At 47.6% G+C, this 21,136-nt stretch carries 20 protein-coding genes and 1 pseudogene; 4 read left to right on the top strand and 17 right to left on the bottom strand.

The window, feature by feature from the left end:
* Positions 1 to 104 precede the first annotated feature (104 nt).
* From ACWJJ4_RS02045 to spo0F, 9 genes and pseudogenes are all read right to left on the bottom strand, one after another.
* Positions 105 to 695 (bottom strand): thymidine kinase, encoded by a 591-nt coding sequence (locus tag ACWJJ4_RS02045; protein WP_038464350.1) that lies wholly within the window; start codon positions 693 to 695, stop codon positions 105 to 107.
* An 84-nt stretch (positions 696 to 779) separates the two neighbouring features.
* Positions 780 to 980: a 50S ribosomal protein L31 gene (rpmE, locus tag ACWJJ4_RS02040; RefSeq protein ID WP_003151132.1), complete on the bottom strand. Its 201-nt coding sequence runs from the start codon at positions 978 to 980 to the stop codon at positions 780 to 782.
* 122 nt (positions 981 to 1,102) lie between these two features.
* The gene (gene rho / locus ACWJJ4_RS02035) at positions 1,103 to 2,389 is read right to left on the bottom strand and encodes a transcription termination factor Rho (RefSeq protein ID WP_003151107.1); all 1,287 of its coding nucleotides are present in this window, start codon (positions 2,387 to 2,389) and stop codon (positions 1,103 to 1,105) included.
* Positions 2,386 to 2,594: pseudogene (locus ACWJJ4_RS02030) on the bottom strand (hypothetical protein). Before ACWJJ4_RS02030 ends, rho begins: the two are co-directional and overlap by 4 nt.
* A gap of 201 nt (positions 2,595 to 2,795) precedes the next feature.
* Positions 2,796 to 3,761 carry a class II fructose-bisphosphatase gene (gene glpX / locus ACWJJ4_RS02025; protein WP_003151105.1) on the bottom strand — a complete coding sequence of 322 codons (966 nt, stop codon included), beginning with the start codon at positions 3,759 to 3,761 and terminating at the stop codon, positions 2,796 to 2,798.
* Between the two features lie 33 nt (positions 3,762 to 3,794).
* On the bottom strand, positions 3,795 to 5,084 hold the full coding sequence (locus ACWJJ4_RS02020) for a UDP-N-acetylglucosamine 1-carboxyvinyltransferase (protein ID WP_014306008.1): 1,290 nt from the start codon (positions 5,082 to 5,084) through the stop codon (positions 3,795 to 3,797).
* 309 nt (positions 5,085 to 5,393) lie between these two features.
* On the bottom strand, positions 5,394 to 6,032 hold the full coding sequence (fsa, locus tag ACWJJ4_RS02015) for a fructose-6-phosphate aldolase (RefSeq protein ID WP_003151103.1): 639 nt from the start codon (positions 6,030 to 6,032) through the stop codon (positions 5,394 to 5,396).
* Positions 6,033 to 6,150: 118 nt separating this feature from the next.
* Positions 6,151 to 7,008, bottom strand: coding sequence for a class II fructose-bisphosphate aldolase (locus ACWJJ4_RS02010; RefSeq protein ID WP_003151102.1), 858 nt, complete (start codon positions 7,006 to 7,008; stop codon positions 6,151 to 6,153).
* A gap of 175 nt (positions 7,009 to 7,183) precedes the next feature.
* Positions 7,184 to 7,558: a sporulation initiation phosphotransferase Spo0F gene (gene spo0F / locus ACWJJ4_RS02005; RefSeq protein WP_012118670.1), complete on the bottom strand. Its 375-nt coding sequence runs from the start codon at positions 7,556 to 7,558 to the stop codon at positions 7,184 to 7,186.
* 164 nt (positions 7,559 to 7,722) lie between these two features.
* On the opposite strand from spo0F, the gene ACWJJ4_RS02000 reads away from it, so the two are divergent.
* Entirely contained in the window at positions 7,723 to 8,244 is a 522-nt protein-coding gene (locus tag ACWJJ4_RS02000) for a DUF2529 domain-containing protein (protein ID WP_077722977.1), read from the top strand.
* Positions 8,245 to 8,291: 47 nt separating this feature from the next.
* On the opposite strand, the gene pyrG is transcribed toward ACWJJ4_RS02000, so the two are convergent.
* From pyrG to ACWJJ4_RS01985, 3 genes are all read right to left on the bottom strand, one after another.
* Positions 8,292 to 9,899 carry a glutamine hydrolyzing CTP synthase gene (gene pyrG, locus ACWJJ4_RS01995; RefSeq protein ID WP_003151098.1) on the bottom strand — a complete coding sequence of 536 codons (1,608 nt, stop codon included), beginning with the start codon at positions 9,897 to 9,899 and terminating at the stop codon, positions 8,292 to 8,294.
* 240 nt (positions 9,900 to 10,139) lie between these two features.
* Positions 10,140 to 10,667 (bottom strand): DNA-directed RNA polymerase subunit delta, encoded by a 528-nt coding sequence (rpoE, locus tag ACWJJ4_RS01990; protein WP_146275710.1) that lies wholly within the window; start codon positions 10,665 to 10,667, stop codon positions 10,140 to 10,142.
* Between the two features lie 227 nt (positions 10,668 to 10,894).
* The gene (locus ACWJJ4_RS01985; RefSeq protein ID WP_326374878.1) at positions 10,895 to 13,003 is read right to left on the bottom strand and encodes a (Fe-S)-binding protein; all 2,109 of its coding nucleotides are present in this window, start codon (positions 13,001 to 13,003) and stop codon (positions 10,895 to 10,897) included.
* A gap of 138 nt (positions 13,004 to 13,141) precedes the next feature.
* Here ACWJJ4_RS01985 and cls (ACWJJ4_RS01980) point away from each other — a divergent pair, with 138 nt between their 5' ends.
* From cls (ACWJJ4_RS01980) to ACWJJ4_RS01970, 3 genes are all read left to right on the top strand, one after another.
* Complete coding sequence (cls, locus tag ACWJJ4_RS01980) at positions 13,142 to 14,341, top strand: cardiolipin synthase (RefSeq protein WP_146275712.1); 1,200 nt, start codon at positions 13,142 to 13,144, stop codon at positions 14,339 to 14,341.
* A 12-nt stretch (positions 14,342 to 14,353) separates the two neighbouring features.
* On the top strand, positions 14,354 to 15,316 hold the full coding sequence (gene uvsE / locus ACWJJ4_RS01975) for a UV DNA damage repair endonuclease UvsE (protein WP_454021391.1): 963 nt from the start codon (positions 14,354 to 14,356) through the stop codon (positions 15,314 to 15,316).
* 68 nt (positions 15,317 to 15,384) lie between these two features.
* The gene (locus tag ACWJJ4_RS01970) at positions 15,385 to 15,657 is read left to right on the top strand and encodes a hypothetical protein (protein WP_003151087.1); all 273 of its coding nucleotides are present in this window, start codon (positions 15,385 to 15,387) and stop codon (positions 15,655 to 15,657) included.
* Positions 15,658 to 15,723: 66 nt separating this feature from the next.
* Here the strand turns inward: ACWJJ4_RS01970 and ACWJJ4_RS01965 are convergent, their stop codons facing one another.
* The 5 genes from ACWJJ4_RS01965 to narJ all read right to left on the bottom strand — a co-directional run bounded on the left by ACWJJ4_RS01965 (position 15,724) and on the right by narJ (position 21,124).
* Complete coding sequence (locus tag ACWJJ4_RS01965; RefSeq protein WP_025853595.1) at positions 15,724 to 17,451, bottom strand: ABC transporter ATP-binding protein; 1,728 nt, start codon at positions 17,449 to 17,451, stop codon at positions 15,724 to 15,726.
* Positions 17,452 to 17,531: 80 nt separating this feature from the next.
* On the bottom strand, positions 17,532 to 19,034 hold the full coding sequence (gene cls, locus ACWJJ4_RS01960) for a cardiolipin synthase (RefSeq protein WP_454021390.1): 1,503 nt from the start codon (positions 19,032 to 19,034) through the stop codon (positions 17,532 to 17,534).
* Positions 19,035 to 19,130: 96 nt separating this feature from the next.
* Entirely contained in the window at positions 19,131 to 19,760 is a 630-nt protein-coding gene (locus ACWJJ4_RS01955; protein WP_077722981.1) for a YitT family protein, read from the bottom strand.
* Positions 19,761 to 19,898: 138 nt separating this feature from the next.
* Entirely contained in the window at positions 19,899 to 20,570 is a 672-nt protein-coding gene (narI, locus tag ACWJJ4_RS01950) for a respiratory nitrate reductase subunit gamma (RefSeq protein WP_369614462.1), read from the bottom strand.
* Positions 20,567 to 21,124 carry a nitrate reductase molybdenum cofactor assembly chaperone gene (narJ, locus tag ACWJJ4_RS01945; RefSeq protein WP_454021389.1) on the bottom strand — a complete coding sequence of 186 codons (558 nt, stop codon included), beginning with the start codon at positions 21,122 to 21,124 and terminating at the stop codon, positions 20,567 to 20,569. Before narJ ends, narI begins: the two co-directional genes overlap by 4 nt.
* Positions 21,125 to 21,136 lie beyond the last annotated feature (12 nt).

Genomic DNA, 21,136 nt, shown 5'->3' with positions numbered 1-21,136 from the left:
AATTACTTAATTTTTTCATACTCTTTTTTAAGTTAATTAACTACAATTTTTGAAAAACCGTCAAAAAAACACCGGATTTTTTACCGATGTTTTCATGAAAAGGGTTATTTATCAGTCTGTTTTTTCGGCACTTCGTGATGATGTCTGCATCTCGCTTCGTATGACTCCGACGCGCCGACTAAAATGACCGGATCATCATAGGAAGCGGGCTTCCCGTCAATCAAACGCTGCGTACGGCTTGCCGGCGACCCGCAAACGGAGCAGACCGCCTGCAGCTTCGTCACTGATTCGGCAACCGCCATCAGATTCGGCACCACGCCGAACGGCTCTCCCCGGAAATCCATATCAAGTCCGGCCGCGATGACACGATAGCCTTTATCCGCAAGCGAGGATAAGTCGCCGATGATCGATTCGCCGAAAAACTGCACTTCATCTACCGCGATGACGTCCGTGCTTTCACTGATATGATCCCATATTTCAGCCGAAGACGAGATGACGTGGCTTGTCATGGAGGTGCCGTTGTGAGAAACGACAGCCTCCTCACTGTAGCGATTATCAATGGCAGGTTTGAACACCTTGACCTCCTGCTTCGCATAAGTCGCTCTTTTCACTCTGCGGATCAGCTCTTCTGATTTCCCAGAGAACATGCTGCCGCATATCAGCTCAAGCCATCCGCTTTGCTTCATTATGTACATAGGCTATCCGCTCCCCTTTTTTTCCTGTTTATGGACATAAAAAACAGGCAAGAAGCAATTCTTGCCTGCCTGTAAAATCTATTATTACTTAAGACCGTATTTTTTGTTAAAGCGATCAACACGACCATCAGCAGAAGCGAATTTTTGACGTCCAGTGTAGAATGGGTGGCATTCAGAGCAAATCTCAACGCGTACCTCTTCTTTTACTGAGCCTGTTTCAAATTCATTTCCGCAAGCGCATTTAACTGTTGCTTTTTTGAAATTAGGATGAATTCCTGCTTTCATTGTATCCATCTCCTTCCGCCCTGAATCCCGTGTGGAAACAGAGTTATTATTCCGGAGCGAATCCGGAACGCATATGAGAGAATTATATCAGTCATTTACTGCATTTGCAAATACATTTTTTATCAGCGGCGGGCTGATGATGAAAGGTTTGCCTGCTTCCATTCTTGGTTGATCAGATCGAAGAATTCCTGATTCGTTTTTGTTTTTTTCATTTTTCTCATAAACTTCTCTGCGAAGTCCGGAGAATCAGACATCGATTTGCGGATCGCCCATAGACGGTCAAGATGCTCTTTCGGCACGAGCAGCTCTTCCTTCCGCGTGCCGGAGCGGCGGATATCGATCGCCGGGAAAATCCGTCTTTCCGCAAGAGAACGGTCAAGGTGAAGCTCCATGTTGCCCGTTCCTTTAAACTCTTCGTAGATGACGTCATCCATCCGGGAGCCCGTGTCAACGAGCGCCGTCGCCAAAATGGTCAGGCTGCCGCCCTCTTCAATGTTTCTCGCGGCACCGAAAAAGCGCTTCGGACGATGGAACGCAGCCGGGTCAATCCCGCCGGAAAGCGTACGTCCGCTTGGCGGGATAACGAGGTTGTAGGCCCGTGCCAGGCGGGTAATGCTGTCCATCAGAATGATAACGTCTTTTTTGTGTTCAACGAGACGCATCGCCCGTTCAAGCACAAGCTCCGCTACCTTAATGTGATTTTCCGGCACTTCATCGAACGTCGAGCTGACGACATCGCCCGCTACGGAACGTTCAATATCCGTTACTTCTTCCGGTCTTTCATCAATTAAGAGAACGATCAATTCAGCGTCAGGCTGATTTGTCGTAATGCTGTTAGCGATTTCTTTTAACAGCATGGTTTTACCGGCTTTCGGCGGTGCCACGATCAGACCGCGCTGGCCGAAACCGACAGGAGCCATCATATCGAGAATTCTTGTTGAGAGATAATTCGGTTTCGTCTCAAGCACCATTTGGCGGTCCGGATAAAGCGGCGTCAGCGCGGGAAAATGAACGCGCTCTTTCGCAGATTCCGGATCGTCTCCATTTACCGCTTCAACGTGCAAAAGTCCGTAATAGCGTTCGTTTTCTTTCGGCGGACGCACCTTGCCGGATACTTTGTCACCGTTTCTTAAATCAAAGCGGCGGATCTGGGAAGCAGAAATATAGATGTCTTCTGAGCTTGGCGAGTAATTAATCGGTCTGAGGAAGCCGAATCCTTCCGATTGGATGATTTCGAGCACGCCTTCCATAAACAGAAGATCCTCCTGCTCGGCGTTGGCTTTCAGGATGGCAAAGATTAATTCTTTTTTAGTCAGTTTGCTGTAGTAGGAGATTTTATAATGTCTGGCCAGTTCATATAGTTCTTTTAATTTCATATTTTCCAAAGAGGAAATAGATACGTCTTTCATAAAAACACCACGCTTTTCATAGTCAATGTATTGCTGTTTTCATTCAAATCGGCTGCTTCGCATGATTCCGCCAAAGCACATTCTTTTATAAAACGTTCAGGAACTTCTATCGGTAACACTTCCACCCATGATCGGCGCTTTTTTAAAAAAGGAATGTCTTAATGAGTTTTGAAGGAAGCGAGGACAAAAACTTGAGAAGATCAATATTTATATCGTCTGTATGCGGTAGAATTTGAAAATTTCCCAGTACTCAAAAGAAGGAATGACACAGAAAAATCGCAGCACTCTTTATTTTTACCTCATTTCAAAAAATTATTCAACTTAAATAATGCTTTGACATATAAATGATAGGGTTGACTCTTTTTTGCAAAAGAAAAGCGGGACTTTCCGTCCCGCTTTTCTCTATTTATGGCCGGATCACAAGATTTGGTTTTTTCTTCAGGCTGTGTCTTCCGTCAACGAATCGGACCGTTCCTGATTTCGCCCGGATGACCAGGCTTTCAGTCGTGCCGACGGAGCCTTTGAACTGAACGCCTTTCAGCAGCTCTCCGTCCGTGACGCCCGTTGCGGCAAAAATGGCGTCATCCCCTCTCACAAGGTCCTCCATCCGGAGCACTTTGGATACATCAAGGCCCATTCGCTCACAGCGCGCCTGCTCTTCCGCACTTTGCGGCAGAAGCCTGCCGATGATTTCGCCGCCTAGCGCTTTTAACGCAACGGCAGACAGCACGCCTTCAGGAGCCCCGCCTGAACCGAAGAGAATATCTACTCCCGTATGGTCAAAGGCCGTATTGATGGCGCCCGCGACATCGCCGTCGTTGATCAGTTTGATTCTGGCGCCCGCCTCACGCAATTCAGAGATAATTTTTTCGTGTCTGTCACGATTTAAAATGGTTGCCACGACATCTTCAATGTCTTTATTTTTCGCTTTCGCAACGGCTTTTAAGTTATCAATGACAGGCGCTTCGATATCGATGCAGCCTACCGCTTCGGGACCGACCGCGATTTTTTCCATATACATATCCGGGGCGTTCAGCAATGTTCCATGGTCGGCGACAGCGATCACCGTCAGCGCATTCCAGCCGCCGCTCGCTACGATGTTTGTGCCTTCAAGAGGATCGACGGCGACATCGACGCGCGGGCCGTATCCGTTTCCGAGCTTTTCGCCGATGTAAAGCATCGGCGCTTCATCCATCTCGCCTTCCCCGATCACGACCGTGCCTTTCATCGGCACCGTGTCAAACACGTCACGCATTGCGCTTGTCGCCGCATCATCAGCTTCATCTTTTTTCCCGCGGCCCATCCATCTGGCAGATGCTAAAGCCGCCGCTTCAGTGACTCGAACCAATTCCATCGATAAGCTTCTTTCCATTTCAACACGATCTCCTCTCAAAAGTCCGCATTTCTATGAATTTTGGAGCTGTTCTATCTCTTCGTCCGTCAGCCTTTGCCGCCAGATTGTGGCGCCCAGACCTTCGAGTTTTTTCTCAAGATTGCTGTAGCCGCGGTCTAAATGCTCGAGACCGGTAATTTCGGTTACGCCGTCAGCCATGAGTCCGGCGACGACCAGACAAGCGCCTGCACGCAGATCGCTCGCCTTTACTTTTGCGCCCTGAAGCTCGGCCGGACCGGTGATAATGGCCGACCTGCCTTCCACTTTCATATTGGCCCCCATCCGTCTCAGCTCATCTATATGTTTAAATCGGGCCGAGTAGATGGTGTCGGTTACGACGCTCGTGCCGCTGGCTCTCGTTAACAGAGATGTCATCGGCTGCTGAAGATCAGTCGGGAATCCCGGGTAAACAAGCGTTTTTACGTCGACCGGTTTTATCTGCTTCTGCCCGCCGAGCATAAGAAGCTGATCGTCACTCGTCTCGATGTAAAAACCCATTTCCCTGAGCTTCGCCGTTAAAGACTCCAGGTGAGTCGGTATGACATTATCAATAATGACTTCTTTCCCCATCGCGGCGCCGGCGATCATAAAGGTGCCCGCCTCAATTCTGTCCGGAATGATCGTATGCCTGCATCCGTGCAGCTCTTTTACGCCGTCGATTCTGATTACATTGGTTCCCGCGCCTTTGATCTTCGCGCCCATGCTGGTGAGCAATGTGGCAACATCAATAATCTCAGGTTCCTTGGCGGCGTTTTCTATCACGGTTTTACCTTCAGCCAGTACAGCGGCAAGCATGATATTGATCGTCGCTCCGACGCTGACGACATCTAAATAAATCCGTGCGCCTCTCAGCCTTTCGGCGCGCAGATAAATCGCGCCTTGTTCATTGGTGACTTCCGCCCCAAGCGCCTCAAACCCTTTGATATGCTGGTCAATCGGCCGCGGCCCGAGATGGCATCCGCCCGGCAGTCCGATGACCGCCTGTTTGAAGCGGCCGAGCATCGCGCCCATTAAGTAATAGGAAGCGCGGAGTTTTTTCACTTTGCCGTTGGGAAGCGGCATGCTGATCATCGGGGAAGGGTCGACGACCATTTCTCCTTTTTCAAAATGGACGTTTCCGCCGATTTCTTTCAGCAGGTCACGCAGCGTTTCAATATCTGAGATCTCCGGAAGCCCTTCGATCGTTACTTCGGAATTTGCCAGAATGGTTGCGGGTATCAATGCGACGGCGCTGTTTTTCGCGCCGCTGATATGTACGGTTCCGTTTAACGGATCGCCGCCGGCAATATTCAACTTTTCCATGATAGTCTCCTTCCATAAGAAGATAGCTGCGGAGCGTAAATAAAATGGCATTTTATTCTGTCTCTGCAAATAAAGCTCTTGTCCAAAATGTAGCCAATTCGAAGAGAAAGAATACAAGGACATTATAAAATAACAGGAAGAAAATAGCGAAGCTTTGCGGGGCATTTTTAACACAGGATGCACAGAGGCCCGCCGGGTTCATATTCCGGGGAAACACACTCTTCACTTTGATACTGAAGGCCCGCTGCCAAACAGGAAAACATAAGGGTGCGGCAAACGGATGCAACCGGTTTGCCGCCCTTTTCCCCCTTATTTATTCCAGTCAGCCAAGAATTGCTCGATGCCTTTATCCGTTAACGGATGTTTCGTCAGCTGGTGAATGACTTTCAGCGGCATCGTACCAATATGCGCACCGCGTAAAGCGGCTTCAGTCACGTGCTGTGCATGACGGATGGAAGCTGCGATGATTTGTGTATCAATGTCATGAATGTCAAAAATCTGTCTTATTTCTGAAATCAGTTCAAGACCGTTATGGCCGATGTCATCCAGACGGCCTAAGAACGGAGATACATAAGTCGCCCCGGCTCTTGCCGCCAAAAGCGCCTGGTTGGCGCTGAAAATGAGCGTTACGTTTGTTTTAATGTTCAGGTCGCTCAGCGCTTTTACGGCTTTTAACCCTTCAGACGTCATCGGGATTTTCACCGTAATATTCGGCGCGATTTTCGCAAGTTCTTTACCTTCTTCAATCATTTCTTCAGCATTCAGGGAAATGACTTCCGCGCTTACTGATCCGCTCACGACTTCCGTAATCTCACGAAGTCTGTCATGGAAAGACACGTCAGCTTCTTTCGCCACTAAACTAGGGTTTGTCGTAACTCCGGCAAGAACGCCAAGTTCATAAGCTTCTTTAATCTCGTCAATGTTTGCTGTATCAATGAAAAATAACATAAGGAAAGCCTCCCCAGTAATAAATTTTCAGAACTGTAAAACATGATTGCGCTTTCTAAAGGTAAGACATAAAACCGCCTGTCAATGCTGTCAGGCGGTTTATGGATGTTACATTGAATTAAGCTTGGTTTGAAGAACCGAACTCACGCATTTTGCCGATAACCGTTTCTTTGATTGCTTCACGAGCAGGTCCAAGATATTTACGAGGATCGTATTCGTTCGGCTTAGCTGCCAATGTTTCGCGGACAGCTTTTGCAGAAGAAATTTGGTTTTCAGTGTTTACGTTGATTTTAGCCGTACCAAGTGAGATTGATTTTTTAATGTCGGCAGTCGGAATTCCTGTACCTCCGTGAAGTACTAACGGAAGGCCGGTTGATTTTCCGATATCTTCCATTTCTTTGAAACCGAGGTTCGGTTCGCCTTTGTAAGGACCGTGAACAGAACCCAGTGCAGGTGCAAGGCAGTCGATGCCAGTGCGCTCTACAAGTTCTTGACACTCTTTAGGGTCAGCATAGATTACGCCTTCAGCGATCACGTCATCTTCCTGTCCGCCTACAGTTCCAAGCTCAGCTTCAACTGAAACGCCGTGGAAATGAGCAAGCTCAACCACTTTAGCTGTAGTTGCTACGTTTTCCTCAAACGGATGGTGAGATGCGTCGATCATTACAGAAGTGAAACCTGCATGAATCGCTTTCGCACAAGATTCAAAGCTTGAACCGTGGTCTAAGTGAATCGCGACAGGAACTGTCACTTTGTATTCTTCCATAAGAGCTTTAACCATGGCAACCACTGTTTTGAAGCCGCCCATGTAGCGTCCCGCGCCTTCTGAAACACCAAGAATAACCGGGGATTTTTCCTCTTCTGCTGCTTGTAAAATAGCTTGAGTGAACTCAAGGTTATTTAAGTTAAATTGTCCAACAGCATATCCTTTTTCTTTAGCTGTATTCAACATTTCCGTCATTGAAACTAAAGGCATGTCGAAAGTCCTCCTTATGTAGCCTGATTTGCTTCTTCTCGAAAAAAGCTTTCCACCTATAGCATGACCATAAAAACCTGTCATATGTAAAACAACAGATCGCTTTTTCTCCATCTCTAGGATACCAACTTTTCGACAAATCGGCAACACAATGACATAATTGTTTCTAATTTTATTAATTCGATTTTAGAGGTAAATATTTTTTCACCGCGTCTCTGATCTCATCAATGTCAAAAGGTTTCGCAAAATGGGTCAGCGCTCCGAGCTCTTTTGATTCCTTAATCATATCGAGTTCTCCGTACGCGGTCATGATAATGACGCGGATGGATTCGTCGATCATCTTCATGCGCTTGAGAATTTCGATACCGTCCATGCCGGGGATTTTCATATCTAAAAGCACGAGATCGGGCCGTTCTTTCGTTACAATGTCCAGCGCCTGTATGCCGTTGGCGGCCTGAAACGTCTGGTACCCTTCTTTATGAAACACTTCATTGAGCAATATGCGTATACCGTATTGGTCATCTACGATTAAAATCTTTTCATTCATCATTTTACACCCCAATATTATCATTTTCGTCAAAAGGAAGCAGTTGTTTATGTATTCTGTTTGATTTTCACATTTCCTTTAATTATAATAGTCTACTTTCCGACATTTTCTGAGCATTTTCTCTTTTGTTGTATACTGTTCTTGTATGTGTAAAGGAGGTTTCACTCATGTTAAAGATATTTACGACCCAGCTTGCAGGCATTTTTTCCCGCATTCAGGATAAGGAATCCGAAGCAATAGAAGACGGCGCGCGCCTGCTGGCGCAGGCAGCCGTCAGCGGTCATACCATTTATTTATACGGCGCAAATGAGATGCAGGGCATTTTGTGCGAGGCGGAACTCGGCTCAGAACCGATGCCTTCCGTCAAAGCGTTTCCGGATACAGCTGATTCGGTTACAGAAAGCGACAGGGTGCTGATGTTTTGTTCAGGTCCGGGCACAGCTGAAGAACAGGCGCTGGCTCAAAAGCTTTATGAAAAAGGGGTCGGCCTCGTTTGCGTATCTCCTGTCATCAAAGATCAAACCGGGATTGAGGAATTTTGTGATGTTCATATTGACAGCAAATTAAAAATGCCGCTTCTGCCCGATGAAGACGGGACAAGATACGGCTTTCCTTCATTAATGACAGGCCTGTATGTCTATCACGCGCTATCCTTTACGTTAAAGGAAATGATGCAGGAATATGCCTGATGCAGAAAAAAGACTTGCCGCTTTTAAAGGAGGCAAGTCTTTTTTTATTACTTCTGTTCTGCAGCTTGTACGGAAGCGCCGATAAAGTCTTTGAATAAAGGCTGAGGTCTTGTCGGTCTTGATTTGAACTCAGGGTGGAACTGGCAAGCGACATACCAAGGATGATCTTTCAGCTCGATGATTTCCACAAGGCGGCCGTCAGGGCTTGTTCCTGAGAACACAAAACCGTTCTCTTCCATTTGCTGTCTGTATTCGTTGTTGAATTCATAACGGTGGCGGTGGCGTTCGTATACCACTTCATCCGCATACGCTTCGAAGGCTTTCGTGTCTTCCTGAAGCTTACAAGGGTACAGTCCGAGACGAAGCGTTCCTCCAAGATCCTCGACATCTTTTTGTTCTGGCAGAAGGTCGATGATCGGATAAGGAGTGGACGGATCGATCTCCGCAGAGTGAGCCCCTTCCAGACCTAATACGTTTCGCGCATATTCAATGGATGCAATCTGCATACCGAGGCAGATGCCGAAGAACGGAATTTTATTCTCACGCGCATACTTGGCGGCAATGATTTTCCCTTCTACGCCGCGGTCCCCGAAACCGCCGGGCACGATGATTCCGTCTGTGCCGCCAGTCAGCTCTTGAATATTGCTTTCTGTCACTTCTTCGGCGTTAATCCATTTGATCTTCACATCAGCGTCAAACGCATAGCCCGCGTGGCGCAGTGATTCAACGACTGAAATGTAAGCGTCCTGAAGCTCGACGTATTTACCGACAAGGCTGATTGTAATGGTTTTAGACAAGTTTTTCACTTTCGTGACAAGGTCTTTCCATTCCGTCATATCCGGGTCTTTGCATTCTAATTTCATATGATCGCAGACAAGCTTATCGAGTCCCTGCTCCTGAAGGTTAAGCGGGATGGAGTAAAGGTTGTCCGCATCTTCGCACTCGATGACCGCTTTCGTGTCAATATCGCAGAAGAGCGCGATTTTATCTTTCATATCTTGAGAAATCGGCATTTCCGTGCGCACGACGATGATATTAGGCTGAATACCGAGGCTTCTCAGCTCTTTTACGCTGTGCTGCGTCGGTTTTGTTTTCAGCTCGCCCGCCGCTTTGATGTACGGAACAAGCGTACAGTGAATGTACATCACGTTTTCATGGCCGATGTCGCTTTTCATTTGACGGATGGCTTCAAGGAACGGAAGGGATTCGATGTCTCCCACTGTTCCGCCGATCTCAGTAATGACTACATCTGCGTTTGTTTCTTTGCCTGCACGGTACACACGGTCTTTCAGTTCATTTGTGATGTGCGGAATGACCTGAACCGTTCCGCCGAGGTAGTCCCCGCGGCGCTCTTTTTTCAATACGGCAGAATAGATTTTACCGGTCGTCACGTTGCTGAATCTGTTCAGATTAATGTCAATGAACCGCTCATAATGCCCTAAGTCAAGGTCAGTCTCAGCGCCGTCATCGGTAACGAATACCTCACCGTGCTGGTACGGGCTCATCGTTCCCGGGTCAACGTTGATATAAGGGTCAAATTTTTGGATGGTGACGCTCATGCCTCTGTTTTTCAAAAGGCGGCCAAGTGATGCTGCCACAATTCCTTTTCCGAGTGATGATACAACTCCCCCGGTTACAAAAATATATTTCGTCATTTCGTTTGCTCCTCTCTTCGGTCTGCGCTACATTCCTTAAAATGTGCCGTTTTATAGAAAATCATTTCACTAAAAACAAATGATGTGTAAAAGAATTTGGGAGATGAAAATAAGAAAGCTCCCTTTCAATTTCTTGAAAGGGAGCGTAGCACTCTTATGAATTCTCTTCTTTTTGAAGAGCCCAAAATACATACTACATAGTTCGACAATGAAAGTCAAGATCGTTTTGCTGATATAAAATCAGTCTTTGCGATCCTCTTCCTCATCATCATAATCTTCCTCATCTTCTTCAATCATCTCATCTTCAATCTCAAGCTCGTCGTCATCTTCTTCATCGATATCTTCGTCTTCAAAGCTGTCTGCGTCAAGGTCAATATCTTCTTCCATTTCATCGAGATCGATGTCATCTTCATCAACTTCCTCGAATTCATCAAGATCGAGATCTTCCTCAACGGCTTTTTTCGCTTTTTTCTTTTTCGCTTTTACAGTCGGCTGTGTTTCTTCGTCCAGCTGATCGTACGGATACCAGCTGCGGAGCCCCCATGTCTGATCTGACAGAGCAATAAAGCGGCCGTCAATGTTGAGGTCTGTATAAAATTGGGCGATACGGTCGCCCAGTTCCTCTTTCGTAACACCGAGCAAGGAGATCATTTCATTCAGCAGCTCCTGGAACGGAACCGGTTTTTTATGTTCTGAGAAAATTTCGTGAGCGATTTCAACTAAAGCCATCTGCTTCAGCTGTTCCTGAGAATATTGTTTGATACCCAAGGTCGGACACTCCCTTTCTATTACTTATATGTATCTGTTTCTATCCTATAATAAGAACGAATTTGTATTGTTTTGTTCATAAACCATACCTCTCATTATAAACAAATTAAAACAGAATATGCTACCCTAAACAGCGTAATTTAAGAAATTTTAGAGCCGCCCCTTCATAAATCGGCTGATGTGCGAAAACAAAGCCGCCGGCATATGCGCCGGCGGCCCGCTTCTTTCTATAAAGACTCTTGTTTTTCGGCGCCGAATACAGACATGGCGAGCAATTCACTGACATCATAAGTGCCGATCGCGTCTTCGGCTTCTTTCGCTTTCGTACCGTCACCGAGCATGGTCAGACAGTACGGACATCCGGAGCTGATGACCGTCGGACTGATAGAAAGCGCCTGCTCAGTCCGGGCCGTGTTGATCCTCGCTCCCGTTTCTTCTTCCATCCACATGAGCCCTCCTCCGGCGCCGCAGCACATCCCGTTTTCGCGGCTGCGCTCCATTTCCTTCAATTGAACGCCCGGAATGGCTTTTAAGATCGCTCTCGGCGGCTCATACACTTCGTTGTATCTTCCTAAATAGCACGAGTCATGGAAGGTAATCGTTTCATTGACCGGGTGAAGCGGTTTTAGTTTCCCCTGTGACACAAGCTCGGCTAATAATTCAGTATGATGATAGACTTCGGCCCGGAATCCGAAATCAGGGTATTCATTTTTGAACATATTATAGGCGTGCGGATCAATTGTGACGATTTTTTTGATTCCGTGTTTTTCAAATTCGCCGATGTTGTGTTCCGCCAGCTCTTGGAACAGAAACTCGTTGCCCAAACGGCGCGGCGTATCGCCTGAGTTTTTTTCCTTATTGCCGAGAATCGCAAAGGATACGCCCGCTTCATTGAGCAGCTTTGCAAATGAAACGGCAATCTTTTGGCTCCTGTTGTCGTAGGAACCCATTGAGCCGACCCAAAACAAGTAGTCGAACTCTTTGTCTTGTTTTTTCATTTCTTTCACTGTCGGAATCTCTGTATCAGTCTGCTCCCGCCAGTTCTCCCGCTCTTTCCGGTTTAGGCCCCACGGGTTTCCCTGTCTTTCAATGCTTGTCATGGCCCGCTGCGCGTCGCTGTCCATCTTCCCTTCCGTAAGCACAAGATAGCGGCGCAGATCGATAATTTTATCAACGTGTTCATTCATGACCGGACATTGATCTTCACAGTTGCGGCAAGTGGTGCACGCCCAAATCTCCTCTTCCGTGATGACCTCGCCGATTAGGCTCGGGTTGTAATCAATGGCTGCCGCCGCTTCACGCGATCCTCCCCCTGAGGAAGCCGCGGCGAGCTGATTCGCCTTCGTGTGCTGAAAAACGGGCGCGGGCACCCACGGAGATTTTGACGTCACGGCAGCGCCTTTTTCCGTCAAATGGTCTCTGAGCTTTAAAATGAGGTCCATCGGAGAGAGCATCTTGCCCGTACCGGAGGCCGGACACATATTTGTACAGCGGCCGCATTCGACGCAGGCGTAAAGGTCGACAAGCTGAGAGCGGCGGAAGTCTTCAATCTTTCCGACGCCGTAGCTTTCTTTCGTCTCATCGGTAAAATCGATTTTTTCCAGCTTTCCTTTTGAATCCAGCCTGCTGAGGAACACATTCGCCGGACCCGCAATTAAGTGCGCATGCTTTGATTGCGGCACGTACACTAAAAAGCTGAGCAAAAACAACAGATGAAGCCACCATGAAACATAAAATACGGCGGCGGCCGCCGGCGCTGAAAGACCGCCGAGCACAAACGCAATGGAGGAAGCGATCGGTTCCGTCCAAGACAGAGAATGATCGTGCCATAAAAGGTTCATGGCGTTCCCGAGAAGCACCGTCACCATCAGTCCGCCGATAAACAGCAGGACAAGCCCCGCTTTAAACCCGCGTTTCAGTCTGACGAGCTTTTCAATGTAGCGCCGGTAAAACGCCCAGACTACGGCGATTAAAATCAGAAACGTGACGATTTCCTGAAAAAAGGTAAACGCCGGATAAAGCGGGCCGAACGGCAGATGCCGGTCAGGTAGCAGCCCTTTCAGAATAAAATCAATTGCGCCGAACTGAACGAGTATAAAACCGTAAAAAAACAGAACGTGGATGATTCCGCTCTTTTTATCTTTCAGCAATTTTTTCTGTCCGAACACATTTACCCATATCTTCTGAAGACGTTCTTTCAGGCGTTTATCAAATTCTTCCCTTTGGCCGAGCTTAATATAAGCGATCCTCGTTCTGATCAGGTAAACGAATAAATAAACGGCGTAAGCGGTTACAGCTGAAAACAGCAGCGCGTTTACCATGAGAAATGCGTTCATCTTGTCTCCCCCTTTGTTCTGATTCCCCTCTTCATTGTCATATCTTTACTTTATCATAAATAATGAATGAGTGTTCAGTCAATAATTAAATTCACATTCTCAGGGCACACTACGGATACTTCGGAAAGGAGCGTCGGTATGAAGGTCATTTTTGTGTTGCTTGTCATTTTTATCATATTGATCGCACTTATGCTGTTTGATATGCTGCTTGGCCGGGCGGCGTACAAAAAACAGGCGTATGAGCCCGTTTTTGACCCGAAAAAGAGTAATATCACACTCATTCACTGCGGAAGCGAGCTTGTGCAGCAGATGACGGCTGATATCCGCCAAGCCGTCTCTTCTATTCATATGATGTTTTTTATTATGAAGAACGACCAAGTCAGCCATGAGATGTTTGATTTATTGAAAGAAAAGGCCCGGGCCGGCGTCTCCGTATATCTGCTGCTCGATTGGGCAGGCAGCCGCCAAGTGAAAAAGCCTTCCATTCAAACGATGAAAAAAGCCGGCGTTCACGTTCATTTTCTAAATAAACCGGCATTTCCGTTTCTTTTTTTCAGGCTGCAAAAACGGAATCACCGGAAAGTGACCGTCATTGACGGCAAAATCGGCTATGTCGGCGGCTTTAATATCGCTGAAGAGTACCTCGGCAAAAAAGCGAAGTTCGGAAACTGGGAGGATTATCACCTGCGGATGACCGGCGAAGGCACGGCGGATCTTCAGACGCTTTTTGTAAGCGACCTGAAACGAAACACCGGAAAAACACCCGAATCACCCGGGGTTTATCCGGCATTATCCGAAGGGAATATCTCTCATAGGACATATGCGTCTGACGGTTTTTCGCTTGAATCGCATTATGAAAACTGCATCCGTAAGGCGGAGAAAAAAATCATCATCGGCACGCCTTATTATGTACCGAGCAAAAAGCTTCAGGAAGCGCTTATTTCAGCCTGCCGAAAAGGCGTCAAAGTCATCTTGATCGTTCCGATGAAATCAGATCACCCGCTCGTTCGGGAAACAGCTTTTGCCTATTATCCCGAGCTTCTGAAGGCCGGCTGCCTCATCTATCGGTATTATCAAGGCTTTTATCATGTTAAAGCCTTCATTATAGATGACCGCATCAGCATTATCGGCACGCCGAATTTTGATAAACGGAGCCTGTTCTGGAATGAAGAGGTGAATGTCATCATTCATGATGAAGCCTTTACAAAGGAAGTGCTTTCAACCATAAAGCAGGACATCGAAAAATCCGAGCTTCTCACATTAGAAAAAGTGAAACAGCGCTCCGTCAGACAGCTTCCTGCAGAATGGCTGGGAAAGGCCATATCTTACTTTTTATAAAGGAGAAACCATATGCTGTTCAGATTCGGATTCGTCGCAAACGCCATGTGCCTTTGGGACGCGTCCCCCGCCAAAACCTTAACATATGCGCGCTATACCAAGCTTTCCCGCAGTGAGCGGAAAGACGCCCTGCTTTCTGTGACGAAAGCAAATCTTACCAATACGCTGCGCACCCTCCACTATGCGGTCGGCCACGGCATCCCTTTGTACAGGTTCTCAAGCTCAATTGTGCCGCTCGCCACGCACCCGGATGTACTGTGGGATTTTGTCACGCCGTTTCGCCAGGAGTTTCGTGAGATCGGCGGGCTGGTCAGAAAATATGACCTCAGAACGAGCTTTCATCCGAACCAATTCACGCTTTTTACAAGCCCGAAACGGGAGATTACCGCAAATGCGGTCAAGGATATGGCCTATCATTATGACATGCTGGACGCAATGGGCATCGCGGACCGTTCCGTCATCAACATCCATGTCGGAGGCGCTTACGGTGACAAACAAAGCGCGCTTGGCCGTTTCCGCGTGAATCTGAAAGAACTTCCCGATGTCATCAAACAGCGGATGACTTTAGAAAACGATGATAAAACATATACGTCCGAGGAAACACTCAGTGTATGTGAGCAAGAAGGCATTCCGTTTGTGTTTGATTATCACCATTTTTACGCCAATCCGAACGATGACGCTGATTTAGATGACATTCTTCCGCGGATGATCAAAACATGGCAGCGGATCGGCTTAAAGCCGAAGGTCCATCTCTCCTCGCCAAAATCAGAATCAGCCGTACGCAGTCATGCGGACTATGTGGATGCGAATTTTATTCTGCCGGTGCTGGAGCGGTTCAGACAATGGGATACGGACATCGATTTTATGATTGAGGCGAAAGAGAAAGACCGGGCGCTGCTCCGGCTCGTCGAAGAATTAAGCGCCATCCGCGGAGTTAAACGCCTGGCGGGCGGAGTGCTGAGGTGGAAGGTATAACCAGGTTTATCACCCGTTCATATGGGGAATTTCCGAAATAACAGACCATCAGACGGAGGAGAAAATACATGAAAAACATTACATCTTTGAAAATAGCCGCTAAGAAGTTCACTTTAAGAAACATGCTTCAGCTTTATCAGCTTTGCCACACGGGAGGCCACGAGCTGTATATCTACTCTAAAAAAACAATGTGCAAAATCAAAGATATCATTGAGCTGGAAACGTTCAGAATGGCTCATAAAGAACAAGAATATTTAATTGTAGTGGAAGGAAAGAAAGCGGTGCAGCTTGTTGACCGTTTCAAACATATCATCGAACCTGCGCAAAAAGAAGCCCATTAAATACGGACTACATAAAAAAGGATAGACAGGAGGCTGCCCGGCCCCCGCTCGTCTATCCTTTTTCCATTATTCATGTATCAGCTCGCCGAATTGGGCCTGATGGAGTCTCTGGTACATGCCGCCGGATGCCAGCAGTTCCTTATGATGACCTTGTTCAGCGATGCCTTCTTTCGTGACGACGACGATCCTGTCCGCATCCTTAATCGTAGCCAGCCGATGGGCGATCACAAGCGTTGTGCGTCCTTCAGACAGCTCTTGCAGCGATTTTTGAATGGCGGCTTCCGTTTCTGTATCGAGGGCTGATGTAGCCTCGTCTAAAATTAAGATCGACGGGTTTTTCAAAAACATTCTGGCGATGGAAAGCCGTTGCTTCTGCCCGCCTGACAGCTTCACGCCGCGCTCGCCGATCACCGTGTTTAAACCGTCGGGATACCCGTTTACCAAATCCTCTAAATGTGCCTGGCGGACGGCCTGCCGGATTTCTTCCTCAGACGCATCGAGCCGCCCGTAAGCAATGTTTTCCCGCAATGTGCCGGAAAACAGAAAGACATCCTGCTGGACGACGCCGATTTGTCCGCGCAATGATGACAGCGTCATGTCCTTAATATCGATACCGTCGATGGAAATCACGCCTTCAGACGGCTCATAAAAGCGCGGCAGCAGACTTGTCAGCGTTGATTTTCCCGCTCCCGAAGGCCCGACGAATGCGACTGTCTCCCCGGCATGAATGGACAAATTGATTCCCGACAGAACCGGACTGTTTTCTTCGTAACCGAATGACACACCATCATAACGGATATTCCCTTTTAAACCGGACACATGTCTCGCGTTCGGGGCGTCCTTGATATCAGGCTCCGTTTCCATTATTTCTATAAAGCTTTTAAAACCGGCTATGCCTCTCGGATACAGCTCAATAATCGCGTTGATTTTATCAATCGGACGGAAGAGAACGTTCGTCAGAAGCACAAAAGCGACGAATTCCCCGTAAGATAACGATCCGCGGATCACGAACCATGTCCCGCACAACAGGACGAACAGCGTGACGAATCTTGTCAGCATGTAACTGATCGAGCCGTTTTTCGCCATGATTTTATATGACGTCAGCTTTGTTTTGCGGAAACGCTGATTGTTCACGTCAAACCGCTGCTTTTCAAACGCTTCATTGCTGAAAGCCTGAACAAGACGGATGCCGCCGATATTGTTTTCGACCCTCGCGCTGAAGTCTCCGACGTCTTTGTTCAGTTTTGTAAACGCAGAGGTCATTTTTTTATTAAAATACAAAGCAAGCCAAATGACGACCGGCATAATGATAAAGGTCAACAGCGCGAGCTGCCAGTTAATGAACAGCATCACACCGAACGCGCCCAAAATCGTCATGACCGCGATAAACAGGTCTTCAGGCCCGTGGTGGGCGGTTTCTCCGATATACATCAAATCATTGGTGAGCTTGGACATTAAACTGCCCGTTTTGTTGTTATCGTAAAATTTGAACGAAAGCTTTTGCAGATGGTCAAAAAGCTTTTTCCGCATATCGGTTTCAATGTTAATGCCGAGCATATGTCCCCAATACGTCACAACATACTGAAGCGCCGAGCTGAGGGCGTAGACTCCGAATAAAGCAGCGGAAGTCAAAATAATCAGACGCCAATCCCGCCCCGGGAGCAATGTATCGATAAAGTAATTAACAATCAGAGGAAAACTCAGCTCCATCAATCCGCCGGCGATGGCAGAAAAGAAGTCGAGAAAAAACAGCTTTTTGTACGGTTTATAATAAGAAAAAAATTGTCGCAGCACGATTCCGTCCTCCTTGTGCCTCGTTCCTAATGATAATATTTCTCAATTATACTATACACAAGGAGTTTTAAAAGCGTTTTTTATAAAACGCCGGAAAATAACCGCGCGAAGGATTCCTTCGTTCTTTCCCATAATGTGCGCTTATAGAAACGGACGGGGCTGATTTTCTCAGACTCTCTCATATCCTCCAGATAATGCGCTTCAAGATCTTTGATCGCCTTTTGATCTGTAAAAAAGACATTGACCTCAAAGTTCAGCTGAAAGCTTCTCATGTCCATGTTCGCCGTCCCGACAGAGGCGAGGTTTCCGTCAGTGATGAGCACCTTTTGATGCATAAAGCCTTTTTGATAGGAATAGACTTCGATTCCTTCGCGAAGAAGCTCGGGGAAATACGATCTCGTCGCGTACTGGGTTAAAAATCCGTCATTGGTTTCCGGCACCATGACTCGGACCCGGACGCCTCTGGCAGCAGCCTCCTTTAGCGCTGTGCGGATCGGCTCATTCGGCACGAAATAAGGCGTCGCGATCCATACAGATGATTCGGCCGCCGCTATCATGGCATAATACAGATCGCTCATCCGTTCCTTCATATCGGGGCCCGTCGGAACGACTTGATAGACGCCGCCGCTTTCTGCAGGGACCGGGCGGCTGTATGCTTTCTGATCAATCAGCACCTCATCCGAAACGTATTCCCAATCAAGCATAAAAATGCTGTGGAGCGTCTGAACGATTTCTCCTTCGACTTTCATATGGGTGTCCCGCCAAAAACCGACACTTTGGTCTTTGCCGATATACTCCTTGCCGACATTCAGCCCGCCTACAAAACCGACTTTCCCGTCAACGATGACGATCTTGCGGTGATTTCTGAAATTGAATTTTTGGTTGAAAAAACCGTATTTCAGCGGCAGAAACGGGACGATGTTCACGCCCGCGCGTTTCAGTTTTTTAATGTCTTTTCCGGCCAGCTTCAGGCTGCCGGCCGCGTCGAACAAAAACCGCACTTCCACGCCTTGACGCGCTTTTTCCATCATAATGTCCATCATCTTGTGCCCAAGCATGTCTGATTTGAACATGTAATACTCAATATGTATAAATGATGCTGCCGACCGGAGCGCTTCAAACAGCTCCGGAAATGTTTCGTCCCCGTTTTTGAGCACCTTCAGCCTGCTTTTTGTATTGATATTCATATGGGACGCCTTGATTGAATATTGAAAGAAACGCTTCTGATTTCCTTTCAGCCCGGACAGATCGGGAGTCTGTTCCATATCAAATATCGTTCTCAGCTTTTCCCGGTTGTATGTCCGTTTCGACCTGAACAGCTTGCCTTTTTCATAAAGCTGGCCGGAAAAAAGGTAAAATAAGTACCCAGCGATCGGAAAAAACACAAGAATATGAATCCATAACAGCGTGTGCTGCGAGGTGCGGTTTTCAAGAATTAACGAATAGATGCTGAACAAAATAATGCTTGCATAGCAAAGCAACCCTCCGTAAAACTCAAGCCTGGAAACCGGAAAAAACCATATGACATATGCTCCGATAAGCATCATATATAAAAAGCAAAATTCCAGTCTCCTTTTCAGCATCCCGACTCTCTCCCATCTGATCCGATAACTCTGTATACCCTCTGTCTTCCGGCCTGTAAACATATGAAAAAGCCTCTCCGCACGAGCCGGAAAGGCTTATGATGACACTTCCTGTGACTGGCCGGGTGTGATGTTCTGAAGCAATGCCGGATTGAGCGAGCAGCTGCCTTTGATTTTATTTTTGAAGATGCCGATGATCAGACCGGTGACCGCAATCGACACTAAGGAGAAGAGCCCTTTCAGCAATCCGACGGAGAAAATGCCGGCCAGCACGACGCCAAAATCGAAGAGGAAATTAACGGCACCCGGATTCCATCCGCAGCGCTTTTGCAGAAATAAAGCGAGGATATTGGCGCCGCCGAGCGATGCCTGATGATAAAACATGAGCGACAGGCCGAACCCGATCAGCGCCCCGCCGCAAATCGCCCCGGCAAGCGGTGAAACAGAGACCGGCGGCAGCCAGTGATCCGCGCCGGTAAACAGAGTCAGCACTGTGACTGCAAAAACGGTGGATAGAGTGAATTTGATTCCCATTCTGATGAGAGAAAATATATAAAACGGGATATTGATCAGAAAGAAGATAATCGCAAACGAGGAATGAAACAAGTACGACAGGCTTAGTGACAGTCCCGCTGTGCCGCCGGTTAATACATGAGAATGTCTGAGTGTCAGGACGCCGGCGCTTGTCATCAGACAGGCGGCTAAAATGAGGAAAATCCGCTTCATTCTTCACTCTCCTTTTGTTGAGGTTATTTCCAAATAAAACATAACAGGAATCCCCGCCGCCCAGCCATTACCTTGGCAGAAAATATCTTATGTTTTTATTTTCTCACCATAAAAAATCCCCCTCTTGCAGGGGGATTTTTACGTGCGTTTCCGATAGACAACATAGCTGCGGGTCAAATACTTGAGGGGCAGGCTGAACACGTGAACCAATCTTGTAAACGGCCAGAGGATAAAAACGACGTACCCTATGATGATATGAAACTTAAACCATAGCGGGACACTCTCCATCAAAGAAGCGTCAGGCCGGAACAAAACAATTTCCCTGAACCACGGCCCGACTGTTGCCCTGTAATCAAATCCTTTCGAGTCAATGTTGAGAAACGTGGCCGCAACGCCCGACAGCATCATGAACAGCAGCAGAATAAGCGTCAGGATATCCGATGGCGAGCTGGTTTTGCGGATTCTTTTGTCAAACAGCCTTCTGTATGTCAGGATCACTAGTCCGGCACAAGCCGCGATCCCCGCCGGCAGGCCCGCGCCGATCGCCATTTTGTGATACGTATGCTCTGAAATGCCAAGTGCAGTATACACGCCTTCCGGGATCAGAATTCCCATGACATGTCCGCCGACAACGCACAGCAGTCCCCAATGAAAAAGTGTGCTGCCCGCCGCGAGTTTTTTCTTTTCTAACAGCTCGCTTGATTTCGCCGTCCAGCCGAATTGGTCATGCTGATAGCGGTAAATATGCCCGCCGATAAAGATCGTCAATACAATGTACGGCATAATCCCCCACAGGATCTGCCCGCTCATGCCTGAACAGCCCCTTCTTCAGTGCTTTCACGTACACCGATGCTTTCCAGCGCGGCCTGCAGCACGTGCAGCAGCTCAGCATAGAGGCTGTCATTTTTTTCGAGGCGGGAAGCCAGCTCCCTCACATTGGACAGGTATTTCTCAAACACGCTTCTCACCGCTTCAATCTCCGCAACTGCGGCGAATTCCAGCATCAGCGGCAGGTAATCAGGCAGTTCTTTCTCTGTCGGCAGGAAACCGGATTGCTGGTAGGTGTTTTTTAAATGCAGCAATTCGATGCCGCGTTCCCTTTGTTCGCCTGAGTTAAAGTAGGTGACGTACATATTCGTTTTTTTTCCGAAATCGAACGTATACACATAGTGTTCAATCAGCGCTTCTCGAGAAAACCTGGCTGCCGCCTCGAAAAATTGCAGCAGTTTCTCACGGATTTGCTGATTGGTGACGTCATGGATAAGAGCCTTCCAATCAGGAAGCCCGGCTCTCCACTCTTCATCCGGATAAGAGAGAAGAATGGAAAGAGCTGCGAACGTCATTTGCCGGTCTGTGGTGTTCATCTTGTTCCACCT

Source organism: Bacillus sp. JK62, from assembly GCF_053663455.1.
Note: the sequence above shows the minus strand (reverse complement) of the source record. Positions and strands in the feature narration are given on the sequence as shown.